Origin of the sequence: Thermus thalpophilus, from assembly GCF_022760915.1 — a bacterium.
Classification (GTDB): Bacteria; Deinococcota; Deinococci; order Deinococcales; family Thermaceae; genus Thermus; species Thermus thalpophilus.
This window is the reverse complement of record NZ_JAKTNS010000043.1, coordinates 1-15,294: the sequence shown is the minus strand read 5'-3', so window position 1 is coordinate 15,294 and position 15,294 is coordinate 1. Positions and strand designations below refer to the sequence as shown.

Here is a 15,294-nt window from a genome sequence, read left to right as displayed (position 1 = left end):
TTCTCTCCCTTCTCCCGCCCCCTCCGGGGTACAAGGCAATTTACTAGGCAAGCCCACGGCAGGAGGCGTGCCGCTTTGGGGGCTTCCTTTTCAGGGCCAGGCCCTAGGGGGCTTCGGGGTATCCTGAGGCCGTGCTGCGGGTGGTGGTCCGGCCAGGCAAGGAGCGGAAGCTCAAGAACTTCTACCCCAACCTCTACCGGGACGAAATCCAAGAGGCTCCCCCCGAGGCAGGGGTGGCGGAGGCGGTGGCCCAGGACGGGAGCTTCCTGGCGGTGGGGTACTACGATCCCCGCTCCAAGGCCCCCTTCCGTGCCCTCCGCTTTGACCCGGGACCCTTGGACCGGCGCTTCTTCCTCGCTCGCTTCCAAAAGTCCCTAGCGAAGCGGGAGGGGCTTGGGGCCTTCCTTCGCCTCGTCCACGGGGAGGCGGACGGGCTTCCGGGGCTCGTGGTGGACCGCTTTGGCGAGGTCCTCGTCCTCCAGGTGCGCACCCGGGGGATGGAGGCCTTAAGGGAGGTGTGGTTCCCGGCCCTCCTCGAGGCCACCCTCCCCAAGGGGGTCTACGAGCGGAGCGACGTGGAGAACAGGCGGCAGGAGGGCCTCCCGGAGCGGGTGGGGGTGGTCTACGGGGAGGTGCCCGAGGTCTTGGAGGTGGAGGAGGATGGCCTCCTCTTTTCCATCCCCATGGCCCTAGCCCAAAAGACCGGTTTTTACCTGGACCAGCGGGAAAACCGCCGCCTCTTTGAGGCCATGGTGCGGCCGGGGGAGCGGGTGCTGGACGTGTTCAGCTACGTGGGGGGCTTCGCCCTTCGGGCGGCCCGCAAAGGAGCCTACGCCCTGGCGGTGGACAAGGACCTACAGGCCCTTTCCGTCTTGGACCGGGCGGCCCTACGGGCGGGGCTACGGGTGGATATCCGGGCTGGGGAGGCCCTCGAGGTCCTGCGGGGCCTGCAGGGGTCCTTCCATCACGTCCTCCTGGACCCGCCCACCCTGGTGAAGCGCCTGGAGGAGCTTCCCGCCATGAAGCGCCACCTGGTGGACCTCACCCGGGAAGCCTTACGGCTCCTCGCCCCTGGGGGCTACCTTTGGCTTTCCGCCTGCAGCTACTACCTCAAGGTGGAGGACCTCCTGGAGGTGGCCCGCCGCGCGGCTGGGGACCTGGGCCTGCGCCTGCGGGTGCACGCCGTCACCTACCAACCCAGGGACCATCCCTGGAGCCTCCATGTGCCGGAAAGCCTCTACCTCAAGACGCTCATCCTGCAGGAAGACGCCCTTTAAGGGGGTATGATGGAAGGCGAAGCACCCTTGGGGTGCGGAAAAGGAGGCCAGTATGGAAGTAGCGCGGGGTCTAGAAGGCGTCCTGTTCACGGAAAGCCGGATGTGCTTCATTGACGGGGAGGCGGGAAAGCTTTATTACTACGGCATCCCCATCCAGGAGCTCGCCGAGAAGAGCACCTTTGAGGAAACCACATTCCTCCTCCTCCACGGCAGACTTCCCAAGCGAGAAGAGCTGGAGGCGTTCAAGCGGGACTTGGCTTCCCGCCGGGGCTTGCCGGAGCACCTCCTTACCTCCTTCCGCCGTTACCCCACCTCCGCCCATCCCATGAGCTTCCTGCGCACCGCCGTGTCCGAGCTGGGAATGCTGGATCCCACGGAGGGCGACATCTCCAAGGAGGCCTTGTACCAAAAGGGCCTGGACCTCATCGCCAAGTTCGCCACCATCGTGGCCGCCAACAAGCGGCTTAAGGAAGGCAAGGAGCCCATCCTGCCCCGGGAGGACCTCTCCCACGCCGCCAACTTCCTCTACATGGCGAACGGGGTGGAGCCCTCCCCCGAGCAGGAGCGGCTCATGGACGCCGCTCTCATCCTGCACGCGGAGCACGGCTTCAACGCCAGCACCTTCACCGCCATCGCCGCCTTTTCCACGGAAACCGACCTCTACTCCGCCATCACCGCCGCTGTGGCTTCCCTGAAGGGCCCCCGGCACGGCGGGGCCAACGAGGCGGTGATGAAGATGATCCGGGAGATCGGCACCCCGGAAAGGGCCCGGGAGTGGGTGCGGGAGAAGCTCGCCAAGAAGGAGCGCATCATGGGCATGGGCCACCGGGTTTACAAGGCCTTTGACCCGCGGGCCGGGGTCCTGGAACGCTTAGCCCGGTTGGTGGCGGAAAAGCACGGCCACTCCCAGGAGTACCAGATCCTCAAGATCGTAGAGGAAGAGGCGGGGAAGGTCCTAAACCCCCGGGGCATCTACCCCAACGTGGACTTCTACTCGGGAGTGGTCTACTCCGACCTGGGCTTTGGCCTGGAGTTCTTCACCCCCATCTTCGCCGTGGCCCGCATCTCGGGTTGGGTGGGGCACATCCTGGAGTACAAGGAACTGGACAATCGCCTCCTGCGCCCCGACGCCAAGTACATTGGCGAGCTGGATAGGCCCTATATCCCCTTGGAAGAGCGCTAAGGTTTCTGCGGGCTTGGGGCCTAACGCCCCAAGCCCTTCTTACATGCCACAGAAGGCCTCGTAGTCAATAAGTTCCCGTTGCGTGGGGTGGTCCCCGCACACGGGGCAGGCGGGGTTGCGGCGCACCGTAAGCTTGCGGAAGCCCACCTCCAGGGCGTCGTAGAGGAGGAGGTGGCCCGAAAGGGGCTTGCCGAGGCCCAAGAGGATCTTTAGGACCTCCGCCGCCATGAGCGCCCCCACCACGCCCGGGAGCACGCCGAACACCCCGGCCTCGGCGCAGGAGGGGACGGAGCCGGGAGGCGGAGGTTTGGGAAAGAGGCAGCGGTAGCAGGGGCCCATCTCGCCCTCCGCCGTGGGGTGGTGGAAGACCGCCACCTGGCCGTCAAACTGGTAGATGGCCCCGAACACCAAGGGCTTGTTGAGGAGGACGGCGGCGTCGTTCACCAGGTAGCGGGTGGGGAAGTTGTCCGAGGCGTCCACCAAGACCTCGTAGTCCTTCAGGATCTCCAGGGCATTTTCCGAGGTGAGGCGGACCGGGTAGGCCTCAATCCGCACCAAGGGGTTTAGGGCCAAAAGGCGCTCCTTGGCCGCCAGGGCCTTAGGCTTGCCCACATCCTCCGTGGCGTAGAGGACCTGGCGGTGGAGGTTGGAAAGCTCCACCCGGTCCATCTCCACGATCCCCACCCGGCCCACCCCCGCCGCCACCAGGTACTGCAAAACCGGCACCCCTAGCCCCCCGGCCCCCACCACGGCCACGGAGGCTTCCTTAAGCCGCACCTGCCCCTCGGGACCCACTTGGGGCAGGATCATCTGCCGGTGGTAGCGGTCCAGCTCCTCCTTGGTCCACATCTAGGCCTCCCGGGTGCCGAAGCCGGGGGGAAGGAAGTCGGGGTAGTCGGGGTTGCCCTTGCGGTCGGGGAGCTTCGGGATGAGGTCCGAGGGGTGGGGCTCCCCCTTGCGGCAGTAGGGGCAGTCGTGGCGCACCTTGTAGCGCACGGGGCGGGCGGGGATGCCTAGGGCGATGGCGTGGGGCGGGATGTCACGGGTGACCACGGCCCCCGTGCCCACCATGGCGTCGTCCCCGATGCGCACCCCAGCCAGAATGGTGGCGTGGTAGGTGATGCGCACCCCGGCGCCGATGATGGTCTCCTTGAGGGTCACGTCGGGAGAGGCCAGGACGTGGTGGGTGTGGCTGTAGACATTCACGTAGTCTGAAAGGGAGGTTCTGTCGCCGATCTTGATTCCCCCGATGTCGTCCAAAAGGACATAGCGGTGGACCACCACGTCATCCCCGAGTTCCAGGTTGTAGCCCACGGAGAACTCCACGTTCTGGAAGAACTTGGGGTTTTTCCCCACCCGCTTGAAGATGAAAGGGGCTAGGGCTCGCCTGATGGCCACCCCGGAGTGGACGGACTGGCCGAGGGGAGTGAGGTCCAGCACCTTCCAGAACCAAAGGAGGGGCTTCACCTTGCGAAACTTCTCTAGGTCGGTGGCGGCGTAGTACTCCGCCTCAAAGGTGATCCCCTCTGGGTCCAGCCCTAAGGCGGCCAAGGGGTTTGTCTCCAGAAGCTCGGCGTAGGGCTGACCGTAGAGGAGGCGGGCGAGTTCCTCCCGCACCAGGGCATTCCGGTCCACGTTGGGGTCGGCAAGCCTTTCCACCAGGCTTCCCAGAAAGCGCTCCAGGGCCTTTTCGTGCAGGGGGGCGATTTGGCGGGGAAGGAGCCAAGGCATAGGGTTATGCTAACCCTCCCTTGCCCCAGGGAAAACCCCTGGGCTCACCCTACGGAAGAGCGGTAGCCCAGCTCCCTCAGGGCCTCGGGGTCCTTGCGCCAGTCGGGATAGACCTTGACCTCGAGGTCCAGATACACCTTCCGGTTCAGGAAAACCTCCAGCTGCTTCCTCGCCGCCTGGCCGATCTCCTTGAGCTTCCTTCCCCCTTCCCCGATGACGATGCCCTTTTGCGAGGGGCGCTCCACATAGAGGAGCGCCTTGATGTAGAGCACCCCGTTCTCCCGCTCCGCCACCTCCTCCGTCTTCACGGCGATGGCGTAGGGCACCTCGTGCCAAAGCCGCTTCATGGCCTCTTCCCGGATGATCTCCGCCACCCATTCTCCAAACTCCTGGTCGCTTTTGGCGAAGTCCTCCGGGTAAAAGAAAGGACCTTCGGGTAAAAGGGCCAAAAGCTCCGCCTTGAGCTCCGCCACCTGCCTTTCGTTCAAAGCGGAAAGCGTCCTGGGCTCAGCCTCGGGCAGGAGGGCGTGGTAGGCCTTTAGGGCTTCCTCGGGGTACTTGGCGGCGTCCAGCTTGTTCCCCACCAGGAGGATGGGCACCTTGCCCGCCAGGGGCTTGAGGGCCTTGGCCACCAGCTCGTCCTCCGGGGTGGGGGGGTGGCGTAGGTCCACCACCCAGACCACGGCGTTCACGTCCGCCAAGGCCTCGTAGACCTCCTGGTCCATGAACTCCCCCAGGGCGTCCATGGGCTTGTGCAGGCCGGGGGTGTCCACGAAGACGATCTGCCGCTTCCCCTCCGTGAGGATGCCCCGAAGGCGCTTCCTCGTGGTTTGGGGCTTGGGGCTGATGGGGGCCACCTTGACCCCCAGGAGGTTGTTGAGCAGGGTGGACTTGCCCACATTGGGCTTGCCCACGATGGCCACAAATCCGGAATAGGTCTTCTCGCTCATGGTTCAGGTGATCCCGGCTCCCTGGGATTGCCCGCAAGGGGCGGAAGCCGGACCTTCCAGGCTTTCCAGTATACTCCAGGCCGTGGACCCCTTGGCCTTGGCCTTCCTTCCCGGGATTGGGCCCAAGCGGCTTTTGGAAGTGCTGGCCCAGGAAGACCCCCTTGGCTTTCTGCGGGAGCGCTTTCCCCAAGCCGCGGCCCTTTACCGGGAGGCAGAAGGGCGGGCAAAAGGGGAACGAAGGCGGGCGGAGGCCCTGGGGGTGCGCATCCTTGGCCTCTGGGAAGAAGGGTTTCCCGAAGGCCTAAAGCGGCTTCCCCAGCCTCCCACCCACCTCTACCTCCAGGGGGAGATTCCCGAAGAGGAAAAGGCGGTGGCCGTGGTGGGCACCCGCCGGGCCTCGGCCTGGGCCTTGGGCTTCACCCGGAGGCTCGCCCGGGAGCTGGCCGAGGCGGGGGTATGGGTGGTTTCGGGCCTCGCCCGGGGCGTGGACCGGGAGGCCCACCTGGGGGCCTTGGAAGGGGGCGGGCGGACCCTAGGGGTTTTGGGGAGCGCCTTGGACCGGGTTTATCCCCCGGAACACCGCGCCTTGGCGGGGCGCATGGACCTGGTTTCCGAGTTTCCCTTGGGAACGGGGCCGAAGCCGGAGTTCTTCCCCCGGCGGAACCGCCTCATCGCCGGGCTTGCCCGGGCGGTTTTGGTGGTGGAAGCCCCTCTGGACTCCGGGGCCCTCATCACCGCCCGCTACGCCCTGGAACTGGGCAAGGAGGTGCTGGCGGTGCCAGGCCGCCCCACGGACGACGCTTCCTTGGGCGCCAACCGCCTCATCCAGGACGGGGCGTACCCGGTGCTTTCCGCCGAGGACGTTCTCTCCTACCTGGGTTTCGCCCCGAAGCCCAAGGCTCCCCCCGGGCTTTCCCCGGAGGAGGAGGCCCTTTGCGTCCTTCTCCGCCAGGGGGAAGCCCTTCCTGAGGACCTGGCCCAGGCCTTGGGGATGCCTGCGGAGCGGGTGCTTTCCCTCCTCACCCTACTAGAGCTAAAAGGCCTGGCCCGGGCCCTGCCGGGAGGGCGCTACGGGCCAGGCTAAGCCTTACTTTGCCTTCTCGTAGAGCTTCTTGGCGATCTCGTAGAGCTCACCCGGGTGGAACTCGGGGGCGAACTCCGCGGCGTCGTGGCCGGCGTCAAACACCGGGCCGCCCGTGGGGGGGCCGTCCACCACCACCACCTCGGTCCCGTCCTCGGGGGAGGCGCCCTTCCAGATGAGGCCCAGGTCTTGGTAATCGGAGGGGCTAAAGCGGTAGAGGTTGCGGTGGAAGCCCAGGTCCATGTACTTCTTGGCCTCGGGGATCTTGCTGTTCTCTAGGCGGGGGATGGGGAGCATCTTGGTCATCTCCACCCCGGTGAGGGTTTCCAGGGCCTTGCCGTAGGCGGCGGCGTGGACCCCGCCCCGCACCAGGAGGTAGCCGATCATCTCCCGGGCCACGGGGTTGTCCGTCATCTCGTAGACCCGGAGCTTGTGGGTGCGGGCCGCCACCTCCAGGAAGAAGTTGTGCAGAAGGTCCAGGATGAGGTTGCCGCTGGTGAAGACGTACTCCCCGTTCCAGTGCTCGCCCATGGCCCCCATCACCAGGGTGTTGGCTCCTCCGGCGATGAAGTGGGCGGCGTTGCGGGCATCCTTGGCGAAGCCCAAGGGGGCGCTTACGGGGTCCACCCCTTCCTCCAGGTCCTTGCCGGGGTTCTTGGCCAGGAGGCTGTTGATGGTGGCGGAGACGAGCTCAATGTGCCCGAGCTCCTCCGTGGCGATGTTGGCGATGAGGTCGTAGTAGGGCTTGAGCGCCTTCTTCCCCCGGAAGTTGAAGGACTGGTACATGTAGTTCATCAGGGTGGACATCTCCCCGAACCGCCCGCCCAGAAGGGCCTGCACCGCCGCGGCGGCGTTGGGGTCCTGCTCCTTGGGCATGGGCAACTCAATCTGCAACCGATCTATCCTCAGAAACATACCCACCTCCTTTGCCAGGGGGTTTTCCCGCCTGGCACTTTCCACCTTAGACGGGCGGGATCTATAAGTCCAATAGATTATGGTTCCTCTTACCATAAAATATTGCTATGGGACCCACCTTGGATCAGTTGCGCTACTTGGTGGTCTTGGCCGAGGAGGGAAGCTTCACTCGGGCGGCGGAACGCGTGTACCTCACCCAACCCGCTTTAAGCGTGCAGATCCGCAAGCTGGAAGAGGCTTTAGGGGTGCGGCTTTTTGACCGCAGGAAGGGATCGCCCACGGAGGTGGGGCAGGCGGTGGTGGCTCAGGCGCGGCGGGTGCTGGAGGAGGTGGAGCGCCTTGTAGCCCTGGCTCGAGGCCAGGAAGGGGTGTTCCAAGGTCCCTTTCGCGTGGGCGTCATCCCCACCTTAGCCCCCTATCTCCTTCCTCGGCTCCTTCCCCGGTGGGTGGCGCGGTACCCGGCCCTGACCTTTTCCATCCGGGAGGAGCTCACCCCGGGGATTGTGGCGGGCATTCTGGAAGGGCGGTTGGATGCAGGGCTGGTGGGTACCGAAGAACGGGCGCCGGGCCTCCAAGCCCTGCCCATTTTTTCCGAAAGCTTTTTGGCCTATGTTTCGCCGCGCCACCCCCTTTACGCCAGGGAGGCCTTGCACCCCTTGGAGATCCCCTTGGAGGATACCTGGATTCTTTCCGAGGGTCATTGTTTCCGGGACCAGGTACTCTCCGTGTGCCGCCCTAGCCTGTCCAAGCGGGCGGTGGAGTTCCAAAGCGGGGATTTGGAAACCCTGGTCCGCTTGGTGGAGGAGGTGGGCGGGCTTACCCTTCTGCCAGAGGTGGCCCTTTGGACGTTACCTCCAGAGAAGCGGGTCCACCTGAGGCCCCTTCTGCCCCCGGGGGCGGGGCGCACGGTGTACCTCCTTCTGCGGGAAGGAAGCCTCAAGGCCCCTGTGGCCCAAGCCCTGGCGCAGGAGGCCCAAGAGGTCTTCCCCGCGCTACGCCTTTTTTCCCCGAAGGAAGAAGGCGTTATGATGGGGGCGGAGGTTCGCCATGACCAAGCCTGAGGCCAAAGGCGGGGACGTGCACATCAAAGCCGGGCTTATCTGGATGAACGGGGCTTTGGTACCCCAAGAGGAGGCCAAGACCAGCGTTCTAAGCCACGCCTTGCACTACGGGACCAGTGTCTTTGAGGGCATCCGGGCCTATGAAACCCCCAAAGGCCCCGCCATTTTCCGCCTAAAGGAGCATGTGCGGCGCTTTTATAACTCCGCCAAGGTGCTCCGCATGGAAATCCCCTTCACCCCCGAGGAGCTGGAGGAGGCCATCAGGGAGGTGGTGCGGAAAAACGGCTACAAAAGCTGCTACATCCGCCCCCTAGCCTGGATGGGGGCCAAGGCCCTCGGGGTGAACCCCCTGCCCAACAACCCGGCGGAGGTTATGGTGGCCGCCTGGGAGTGGGGGGCCTATTTGGGGGAGGAGGCGGTGCGCAAAGGGGCTAAGCTCATCACCAGCTCCTGGGCCCGCTTCCCCGCCAACGTGATGCCAGGCAAGGCCAAGGTGGGGGGCAACTACGTGAACTCCGCCTTGGCCAAGATGGAGGCGGTGGCCGCGGGGGCCGACGAGGCCCTTTTGCTGGACGAGGAGGGCTACGTGGCCGAGGGGAGCGGCGAGAACCTCTTCTTCGTGCGGGACGGGGTTATCTACGCCTTGGAGCACTCGGTGAACCTCGAGGGCATCACCCGGGACTCGGTGATCCGCATCGCCAAGGACCTGGGCTACGAGGTGCAGGTGGTGCGGGCCACCCGCGACCAGCTCTACATGGCGGACGAGGTCTTCATGACCGGCACCGCCGCCGAGGTGACCCCGGTGTCCATGATTGACTGGCGGCCCATCGGCTCCGGCACGGCGGGCCCCATCGCCCTGCGCCTGCGGGAGGTTTACTTGGAGGCGGTCACGGGGAGGCGGCCGGAGTACGAGGGGTGGCTCACCTACGTCACTTCCTGAGCCAATCCTGGAGCACCCTCTCGTAAAGCTCGGAGTCTAGGCGGGGCTTCTCGTATAGCCCCGCTTTTAGGCGTTGCCGTTGCGCCTCAAAGAGGATGACCGCCCCAGCCACGCTCACGTTGAGGCTCTGCACCATGCCGAACATGGGGATCTGGATGGCCCCGTCCGCCAAGGCCAGGGCCTCCTCGGAAACCCCCCACTTCTCCGCCCCCAGGAGGATGGCGGTGGGCTTGGTGTAGTCCACCTCCCGGAAGTCCTGGGCGTCCTCCCTTAGGGCGGTGGCGTAGACGCTAAAGCCCCGCTCCCGGAGGAAGCGGAAGGCCGTTTGGATGTCCGGGTGGACCCGGAGGTAGACCCACTTGTGGCTTCCCCCGCTGGTTTCGTTGAAGGTGGGCACGCCCCCTGTGGGGTTCACCGCATGGACCTCCAGCACCCCCACGGCGTCGCAGGAGCGGAGGATGGCGGATAGGTTGTGGGGCTTGTGCACGTTTTCCAGGAGCACCGTGAGGTCGGGTTGCCGCCGCTTGAGGACTTCTTCTATGCGCCTTCTACGGGTCTCCGTCACGCTCTCTAAGCTTAGCGATCAGGGGCTTTATAAGCGAGCGCTTGAGCTTCAGGGCCTGGCGGTTCACCACGAGCCGGGCGGTGGAGTGGGCCAGGATCTCCACCTCCACAAGCCCCGCCGCCTTTAGGGTGGCCCCGGTTTGCACCACGTCCACCACGGCGTCCGCCAGGCCCGTGACCGCGGCCAGCTCAATGTTGCCGGTAAGCTCCACCACGTCCGCCACCCAGCCCCGCTCCCGCAGGAGCCGGGCGGTGAAGCTCGGGTACTTGGTGGCGATGCGGCGGATGGGGGAGGTGTCCCCGGGGCGCCGGATGAGGGAAAGACGGCAGGCGCCAAACCCCAGGTCCACGGGCTCGTAGAGGTCCCGCCCCGAGTCCAGGAGGATGTCCTTCCCCACCACCCCAATCTCGGCGATGCCTAGGTCCACGTAGACGGGCACATCCTTGTTGCGGAGTTCCAGAAGGGCCACGCCGCCTTCTTCCCCGTGGAGGAGGGCCCGGGCGTCCCGGATGGGGGGAAGGGGAAGGCCCGCTCGCCGCAGGGCCTCGTAGGCTTCCTGGAACATCCGCCCCTTGGGCAGGGCCACGGTGAGGGCGTAGCGCTTCACGGCACCTCCCAGATGCGTTCCCCTTCCGCCAGGAAGGGGATGCCCTTGGCCTTGGCGTAGGCCACGGGGTCGTCCCCGTGGAAAAGCTCCACCCGCTTTTCCCGGGCGAAGCGGCGGAGGGCCTTGAGGTCCAGGGCCAAGACCTCGGGGGGCGCTTCCACCTGGGGGGGCTTGAGCGCCTCCAAGACCCGTTCCACCCCCAGGGCGAAGCCCGCCGCCTGGGGCAAAAGGGCCCCGTCGTACCGCCCGCCTCCCAAAAGGGGGAGGCCGAAGCTCGGGGTGTAGGCCCGGAAGAAGATGCCCGAGTAGTACTCGTAGCGCCGGGCCATGCCCAGGTCCAGGAGGACGGGCCTATCCAGAAGGGCCAAGGTGGCTTCCAGCCCCGCCAAGGCCGCCTGGGCCCGCGGGGGAAGGGGGAGGGCTTGGGCCTCCTGGAGGACCTCGGGCTCCCCGTAGAGGTCGGGGAGGGCCAGAAGCGCCTTTTTGATCTCCGCCGGCACCGGGTGGCGGGCGAGGAGGGCGGTGAGCTCGGGGAGGTTCTTGCGGTGGATGGCTGCCTGCGCCGCCTTCTTGGCCCCTGGCGGCAGTCCCGAGGCCCGGAGCACCTCGCCCACCAGGCTCGGAAGCCCCACCTCCACCACCCCTTCTATGCCCAAGGCCTCGAGGGCGGCGAAGGCCAGGTGCAACACCTCCGCGTCCGCCTTGGGCCCCGTGACCCCGATGAGCTCTAGCCCCACCTGGGTGTACTCGCGAAGCCGCCCCAGCTCCGCGTCCCCTTCCCGAAGCCACAGGGCTCCGGCGTACTGGAAGCGGTGGACCCCCTCCTCCAGGTGGGGCCTTAGGAGCTTGGCCAAAAGGGTGGTGAACTCGCTCCTTAGGGCCAAGACCTCCCCCGTCTTGTCCACCAGCTTGAAGGCCCGTGCCGCCAGGGGGTGGTGGGGGTCGTAGACCTCCAGGGCGGGAAGCTCCACGGGCTCGTACCCGTGGCGCAGGAAGAGCGCCTGAAGCCGCCCCTGGAGCTCGGCCTTCAGCCTGGCCTCGGGGGGGAGGAGGAAGCGGGTGCCCTCGGGGATCATTCCTTCACAAGGATTTCCACGCCCAGGATCCGGTCCCGCTCCCCTCCTGCTCCCGGGCCCTCTGTGGAGGCGAGGCGGCGCACCACCTCCATCCCCTCCACCACCTTGGCGAAGAGGGTGTACTGGCCCGTGAGGTGGGGGGTGGGGGCCAAGGTGATGAAGAACTGGCTCCCGTTGGAGTTGGGGTCTTGGGTGCGGGCCATGCCCACCATGCCCTCCCGGTCAAAGGCCAGGCCCGGGGCGATCTCCAGGCCGAAGGTGTAGCCAGGCCCACCCCGGCCCGTGCCCGTGGGGTCCCCGGTCTGGGCCACGAACCCGGGGATGACCCGGTGCCAGACCACCCCGTCAAAGTAGCGGTGGAGGGCCAAGAAGACGAAGGAGTTCACCGTGTTGGGCGCCTCTTTTTCCAGGAGGTCTAGGAGGATTTCCCCCTTGGTGGTCTTCAAGCGGGCGTAGTAGTCCTTGCCGGGTTCCAGCACCGGTTCGGGGGCCTGGAAGGAACGCACCGGTTTTTCCGAAAGGTAGGGAAGGGGTTTCATGCTCTCACCCTTGCAGGCGCTAAGGAAAGCGAGGAGTAAAAGGAGGATGCGCACCCCCATAGCCTACACCCGGGGCAGGGTGATGCCCTTTTGCCCCTGGTACTTCCCCTTGCGGTCCTTGTAGGTCACCTCGGGCCTTGGGCCTTCCAGGAAGACGATCTGCACGATCCCTTCCCCGGCGTAGACCTTGGCGGGAAGGGGGGTGGTGTTGGAGATTTCCAAGGTCACGTGCCCTTCCCAGCCAGGCTCCAAGGGGGTGACGTTGGCCACGATGCCGCAGCGGGCGTAGGTGCTCTTGCCCAGGGCGATGGCGATCACGTTCTCGGGCATGCGGATGTACTCTATGCTTCGGGTAAGGGCGAAGGAGTTGGGGGGGATGATGACTTCCTCCCCCTCGTACTCCACGAAGCTCCGCTCGTCAAACCCCTTGGGGTCCACCACCGTGGAGAAGACGTTGGTGAAGATCTTCCACTCCGGGGCGGCCCTCAGGTCGTAGCCGAAGGAGGAAAGGCCGTAGCTTATGACCCCTTCCCGCACGAGCCTTTCCTCAAAGGGCTCAATCATTCCCTTTTTGGCCATCTCCCGGATCCACCAGTCCGGCTTAATCATGCCTTCAACTATAGCGGCTAGACTTTCCTTATGCGCAAGGCCTGGGCCCTTCTCATCCTCTTGGCCGCCTGCGGCACCCAAGACCCCACGGGGACGGGCCTCGAGGCCCTCCGCCTCACCGCCACCTCCTTGCCTCCCGCCTACCTGGGCGAGCCCTACAGCGCCACCTTCAGCGCCGAAGGGGGGGTGAGGCCCTACACCTTCAGCCTGGAGGGCAAGCTCCCCCAGGGCCTCACCTTCCAGGGGGGGCGGCTTGGCGGCGTGCCCAAGGAGAAGGGCCAGTTCCCCCTCATCCTCACCGTGGAGGACGGGGCCAAGAACAGCCGGGCCCAAAAGCTCACCCTCAGCGTTTCCGATCCGCCACCCCCCAGGCTCACCTTGGTGGCCCCCCAGGCCCAGGTGGAGGCCCCCTTCCTCCTCCTGGCCCGGGTGGAGGTGCGGGAGGCGGTGGGCTTTCAACTGGAGCTTCCCCTAAAGGACCTCACCCCCGCCTTGGAAAGCCTGAAGGCGGCGAGCCCCGCCCACCTTCTGGACTACGACCCGGGGACGGGCCTCCTCCGCCTGGATATGGCCTTCGCCAAGCCCGTGAAGGACCAGGAGGTCCTCCGCCTCCTCCTCACCCCCGCAAAGCCCCTCACCCCCCGGCTTTCCCCCAAGGTGGTCCTCTACGACAAGGAGGGGAAGCCCGTGGGCCAGGCCCTGCCTCGGGGCAAGCCCTTCGCCTCGCTTTGGGAGGTGGCGCAGAACCTGGGCAAGGAGGGCCAGGGGCTCAAGGGGGATGTAAACGGGGACGGCAAGGTGGATGGCGAGGACCTAAAGGCCCTGGGTGAGGGGTACTTTTCCAAACAGGCTCCCGCCAGCCCGGAAGGGGAGGAGAAGGCACCGTAAAGGAAGCGGTGCCCGACGTTTCCCTGGAGCCTGGGGTGGGGGCCTTGTTAAAGGGCCCGGCGGATGGCCTCGGCGTCCTCTTCCCGGTAGCCGTAGAGGGTGACCTCGAGGGTGTCCGGCGCCCGCTTGATCTCCTCCAGCATCACCCGGGCCACCTCCGCCACGGGAAGCCCGCTTACCCCTGTGCCCAAGAGGGGGAAGGCCACGGTTTTCAGGCCCAGCGCCACCGCCTTCTCCAAGGCGCTTCGGGTGGCTTGGCGCACCGTCTCCAGGCTCGCCGGCTCGTCCCCTAAGACGGCGGCGTGGATCACATGGCGCACGGGCAGGCTTCCCGCCCCCGTGACCGCCGCTTCCCCCACCCGGATCTTGCCAATCCGGTCGCACTCCTCCTGGATGGAGGGCCCCCCCTTGCGCAGGATGGCCCCCGCCACCCCCGCCCCCAGCTTCAAGTAGTTGTTGGCGGCGTTGACGATGGCGTCCCCCCGGAACTCGGTGATGTCCCCTTGGGCCACGCGGATTCGGGCCATGCCCTCATTTTCCCTTACAATGGGCCTGATGTCACGGGATCTTCTGGGCCTCGAGGGGCGGATCGTCATGGTGACCGGGGCCGGCCGGGGCTTCGGGCGGGCCATCGCCCACGGCTACGGGCGCAACGGGGCCACGGTCATCGCCGTGGACCCGGACGTGGAGCTGGCCACCTCCGTGGCCTCCGAGGTGGAGGCCTTGGGGGCCACCGCCATCCCCATCCGCGGGGATATGAGCGTGGTCTTGGACGTGACCAGCACCTTTGAGAAGGTGGAGGAGCTCTTTGGCCTCCTGGACGGCATCGTCCACGTCACCACCGCCGAAAGCAAGACCCCCTTCGTGGAACTCCTGGAAGGGGAGTGGTACGACCTCATGAGCCAGGACGTGAAGAGTAGCTTGTACGTCTTGCAGCACGGCCTCCGCCACCTGGCGGGGGGCGGCTTCGTCACCTTGGTCCTGCCGCCCGCGGCCCGGATTGAGCCCCACACCCTTTCCGTGCGCAAGGCGGTGGAAGGGCTCATTGAGGGGGCGAGCCGCACCTTCCCCGGGGTGCGGGTGAACGGGGTGGTGCCTTCCCGCGATCCCGTGGGGGAGGCTTACGACCAGGCCCTGGTGCGGGCCGCCTTGGGCCTCGGCTCCATGGTTTCGGAGGGCATCCGGGGGGTGGTGCTGGAGGTGCAGCTTCCCGAGCCCCCTACTTCTCCCGAGGTCTACGAGCTCCTGCGAGAAGTCCCATGAAATGCCCCTACTGCGGCCATCCCGACACGCGGGTGGTGGACTCTCGCCCTTCCGACGAGGGGGCGGCCATCCGCCGCCGCAGGGAGTGCCCCGCTTGTGGCCGCCGCTTCACCACCTACGAGCGCACGCAGCTAGAGCCCCTGATGGTGGTGAAGCGGGATGGGCGCAAGGAGCCCTTCAACCCGGACAAGCTCCTCCGGGGGCTCCTCTTGGCCTGCGAAAAGCGGCCCGTGGACCAGGAGGCCCTGCGGCGCTTCGCATACACCTTTGAGGACCAGGTGGCGGGCCCGGAGATCACCTCGGAGGAGATCGGCCTCAAGGCCATGGCCTTTTTGCGCGACCTAGACCACGTGGCCTACATCCGCTTTGCCTCCGTCTACAGGGAGTTTGACTCCGTGGAGCGCTTCATTGAGGAGATCCGCCGCCTAGAGGGTGTTGACAAGAAGGAAGGGGGTTGATAGGATAGCTTTTGCTGCGCGGGCGAAAGCCCAAGCAGGGGGATCTTGAAAAGGGGAGAGCGGAGGTCAGCGCAAGCACGCATCTAACGCCATCATGGCGTCTTTTTTGTGGAGAGTTTGATCCTGGCTCAGGGTGAACGCTGGCGGCGTG

The 15,294-nt window shown here is 66.1% G+C and carries 18 protein-coding genes; 8 read left to right on the top strand and 10 right to left on the bottom strand.

Annotation, left to right across the window (positions count from 1 at the left end; all coding sequences use genetic code 11):
• The first annotated feature begins 131 nt into the window (after window positions 1-131).
• Together L0D17_RS11755 and L0D17_RS11750 are read left to right on the top strand one after the other, a co-directional pair.
• A complete protein-coding gene (locus L0D17_RS11755; RefSeq protein ID WP_243095484.1) occupies window positions 132-1,277 on the top strand; it encodes a class I SAM-dependent rRNA methyltransferase in 1,146 nt (381 codons plus the stop codon).
• Between the two features lie 52 nt (window positions 1,278-1,329).
• Window positions 1,330-2,460, top strand: coding sequence for a citrate synthase/methylcitrate synthase (locus tag L0D17_RS11750; protein ID WP_243095483.1), 1,131 nt, complete (start codon window positions 1,330-1,332; stop codon window positions 2,458-2,460).
• A 39-nt stretch (window positions 2,461-2,499) separates the two neighbouring features.
• Here L0D17_RS11750 and L0D17_RS11745 read toward each other — a convergent pair whose 3' ends face one another.
• Genes L0D17_RS11745 through era form a run of 3 tightly spaced genes read right to left on the bottom strand, consistent with a single transcriptional unit; the run spans window position 2,500 to window position 5,141 of the window.
• Window positions 2,500-3,309: a HesA/MoeB/ThiF family protein gene (locus L0D17_RS11745; RefSeq protein WP_243095482.1), complete on the bottom strand. Its 810-nt coding sequence runs from the start codon at window positions 3,307-3,309 to the stop codon at window positions 2,500-2,502.
• On the bottom strand, window positions 3,310-4,191 hold the full coding sequence (locus L0D17_RS11740; RefSeq protein ID WP_243095481.1) for an acyltransferase: 882 nt from the start codon (window positions 4,189-4,191) through the stop codon (window positions 3,310-3,312). It abuts the gene before it with no gap.
• Window positions 4,192-4,235: 44 nt separating this feature from the next.
• A complete protein-coding gene (era, locus tag L0D17_RS11735; RefSeq protein ID WP_243095480.1) occupies window positions 4,236-5,141 on the bottom strand; it encodes a GTPase Era in 906 nt (301 codons plus the stop codon).
• Window positions 5,142-5,223: 82 nt separating this feature from the next.
• On the opposite strand from era, the gene dprA reads away from it, so the two are divergent.
• Complete coding sequence (gene dprA / locus L0D17_RS11730) at window positions 5,224-6,225, top strand: DNA-processing protein DprA (protein ID WP_243095479.1); 1,002 nt, start codon at window positions 5,224-5,226, stop codon at window positions 6,223-6,225.
• A 3-nt stretch (window positions 6,226-6,228) separates the two neighbouring features.
• Here the strand turns inward: dprA and L0D17_RS11725 are convergent, their stop codons facing one another.
• Window positions 6,229-7,137 carry a manganese catalase family protein gene (locus L0D17_RS11725; RefSeq protein WP_039459689.1) on the bottom strand — a complete coding sequence of 303 codons (909 nt, stop codon included), beginning with the start codon at window positions 7,135-7,137 and terminating at the stop codon, window positions 6,229-6,231.
• Window positions 7,138-7,244: 107 nt separating this feature from the next.
• Here L0D17_RS11725 and L0D17_RS11720 point away from each other — a divergent pair, with 107 nt between their 5' ends.
• Together L0D17_RS11720 and L0D17_RS11715 are read left to right on the top strand one after the other, a co-directional pair.
• Window positions 7,245-8,198 (top strand): hydrogen peroxide-inducible genes activator, encoded by a 954-nt coding sequence (locus L0D17_RS11720; RefSeq protein WP_243095478.1) that lies wholly within the window; start codon window positions 7,245-7,247, stop codon window positions 8,196-8,198.
• Entirely contained in the window at window positions 8,185-9,138 is a 954-nt protein-coding gene (locus L0D17_RS11715) for a branched-chain amino acid transaminase (RefSeq protein WP_039459687.1), read from the top strand. Before L0D17_RS11720 ends, L0D17_RS11715 begins: the two co-directional genes overlap by 14 nt.
• On the opposite strand, the gene trmH is transcribed toward L0D17_RS11715, so the two are convergent.
• Genes trmH through dcd form a run of 5 tightly spaced genes read right to left on the bottom strand, consistent with a single transcriptional unit; the run spans window position 9,128 to window position 12,534 of the window.
• Window positions 9,128-9,703, bottom strand: coding sequence for a tRNA (guanosine(18)-2'-O)-methyltransferase TrmH (gene trmH / locus L0D17_RS11710; protein WP_243095477.1), 576 nt, complete (start codon window positions 9,701-9,703; stop codon window positions 9,128-9,130). The genes L0D17_RS11715 and trmH overlap by 11 nt on opposite strands.
• Window positions 9,687-10,310 carry an ATP phosphoribosyltransferase gene (hisG, locus tag L0D17_RS11705; RefSeq protein ID WP_243095476.1) on the bottom strand — a complete coding sequence of 208 codons (624 nt, stop codon included), beginning with the start codon at window positions 10,308-10,310 and terminating at the stop codon, window positions 9,687-9,689. Before hisG ends, trmH begins: the two co-directional genes overlap by 17 nt.
• Complete coding sequence (locus tag L0D17_RS11700) at window positions 10,307-11,386, bottom strand: ATP phosphoribosyltransferase regulatory subunit (protein WP_243095475.1); 1,080 nt, start codon at window positions 11,384-11,386, stop codon at window positions 10,307-10,309. Before L0D17_RS11700 ends, hisG begins: the two co-directional genes overlap by 4 nt.
• Window positions 11,383-11,985: a peptidylprolyl isomerase gene (locus L0D17_RS11695; protein WP_243095474.1), complete on the bottom strand. Its 603-nt coding sequence runs from the start codon at window positions 11,983-11,985 to the stop codon at window positions 11,383-11,385. The genes L0D17_RS11700 and L0D17_RS11695 overlap by 4 nt, the downstream gene beginning before the upstream one ends.
• A 3-nt stretch (window positions 11,986-11,988) precedes the next feature.
• Window positions 11,989-12,534 (bottom strand): dCTP deaminase, encoded by a 546-nt coding sequence (gene dcd / locus L0D17_RS11690; protein WP_039459679.1) that lies wholly within the window; start codon window positions 12,532-12,534, stop codon window positions 11,989-11,991.
• 30 nt (window positions 12,535-12,564) lie between these two features.
• Here dcd and L0D17_RS11685 point away from each other — a divergent pair, with 30 nt between their 5' ends.
• The gene (locus L0D17_RS11685; RefSeq protein WP_243095473.1) at window positions 12,565-13,422 is read left to right on the top strand and encodes a putative Ig domain-containing protein; all 858 of its coding nucleotides are present in this window, start codon (window positions 12,565-12,567) and stop codon (window positions 13,420-13,422) included.
• Between the two features lie 47 nt (window positions 13,423-13,469).
• Here L0D17_RS11685 and L0D17_RS11680 read toward each other — a convergent pair whose 3' ends face one another.
• Window positions 13,470-13,949, bottom strand: coding sequence for a macro domain-containing protein (locus tag L0D17_RS11680; protein WP_243095472.1), 480 nt, complete (start codon window positions 13,947-13,949; stop codon window positions 13,470-13,472).
• A gap of 28 nt (window positions 13,950-13,977) precedes the next feature.
• Between L0D17_RS11680 and L0D17_RS11675 the strand changes: the two genes are divergently transcribed.
• Both L0D17_RS11675 and nrdR read left to right on the top strand, forming a co-directional pair.
• A complete protein-coding gene (locus L0D17_RS11675; protein WP_243095471.1) occupies window positions 13,978-14,685 on the top strand; it encodes an SDR family NAD(P)-dependent oxidoreductase in 708 nt (235 codons plus the stop codon).
• Window positions 14,682-15,143, top strand: a complete 462-nt coding sequence (gene nrdR, locus L0D17_RS11670) for a transcriptional regulator NrdR (RefSeq protein ID WP_039459674.1) — start codon at window positions 14,682-14,684, stop codon at window positions 15,141-15,143. Before L0D17_RS11675 ends, nrdR begins: the two co-directional genes overlap by 4 nt.
• Window positions 15,144-15,294: the final 151 nt, after the last annotated feature.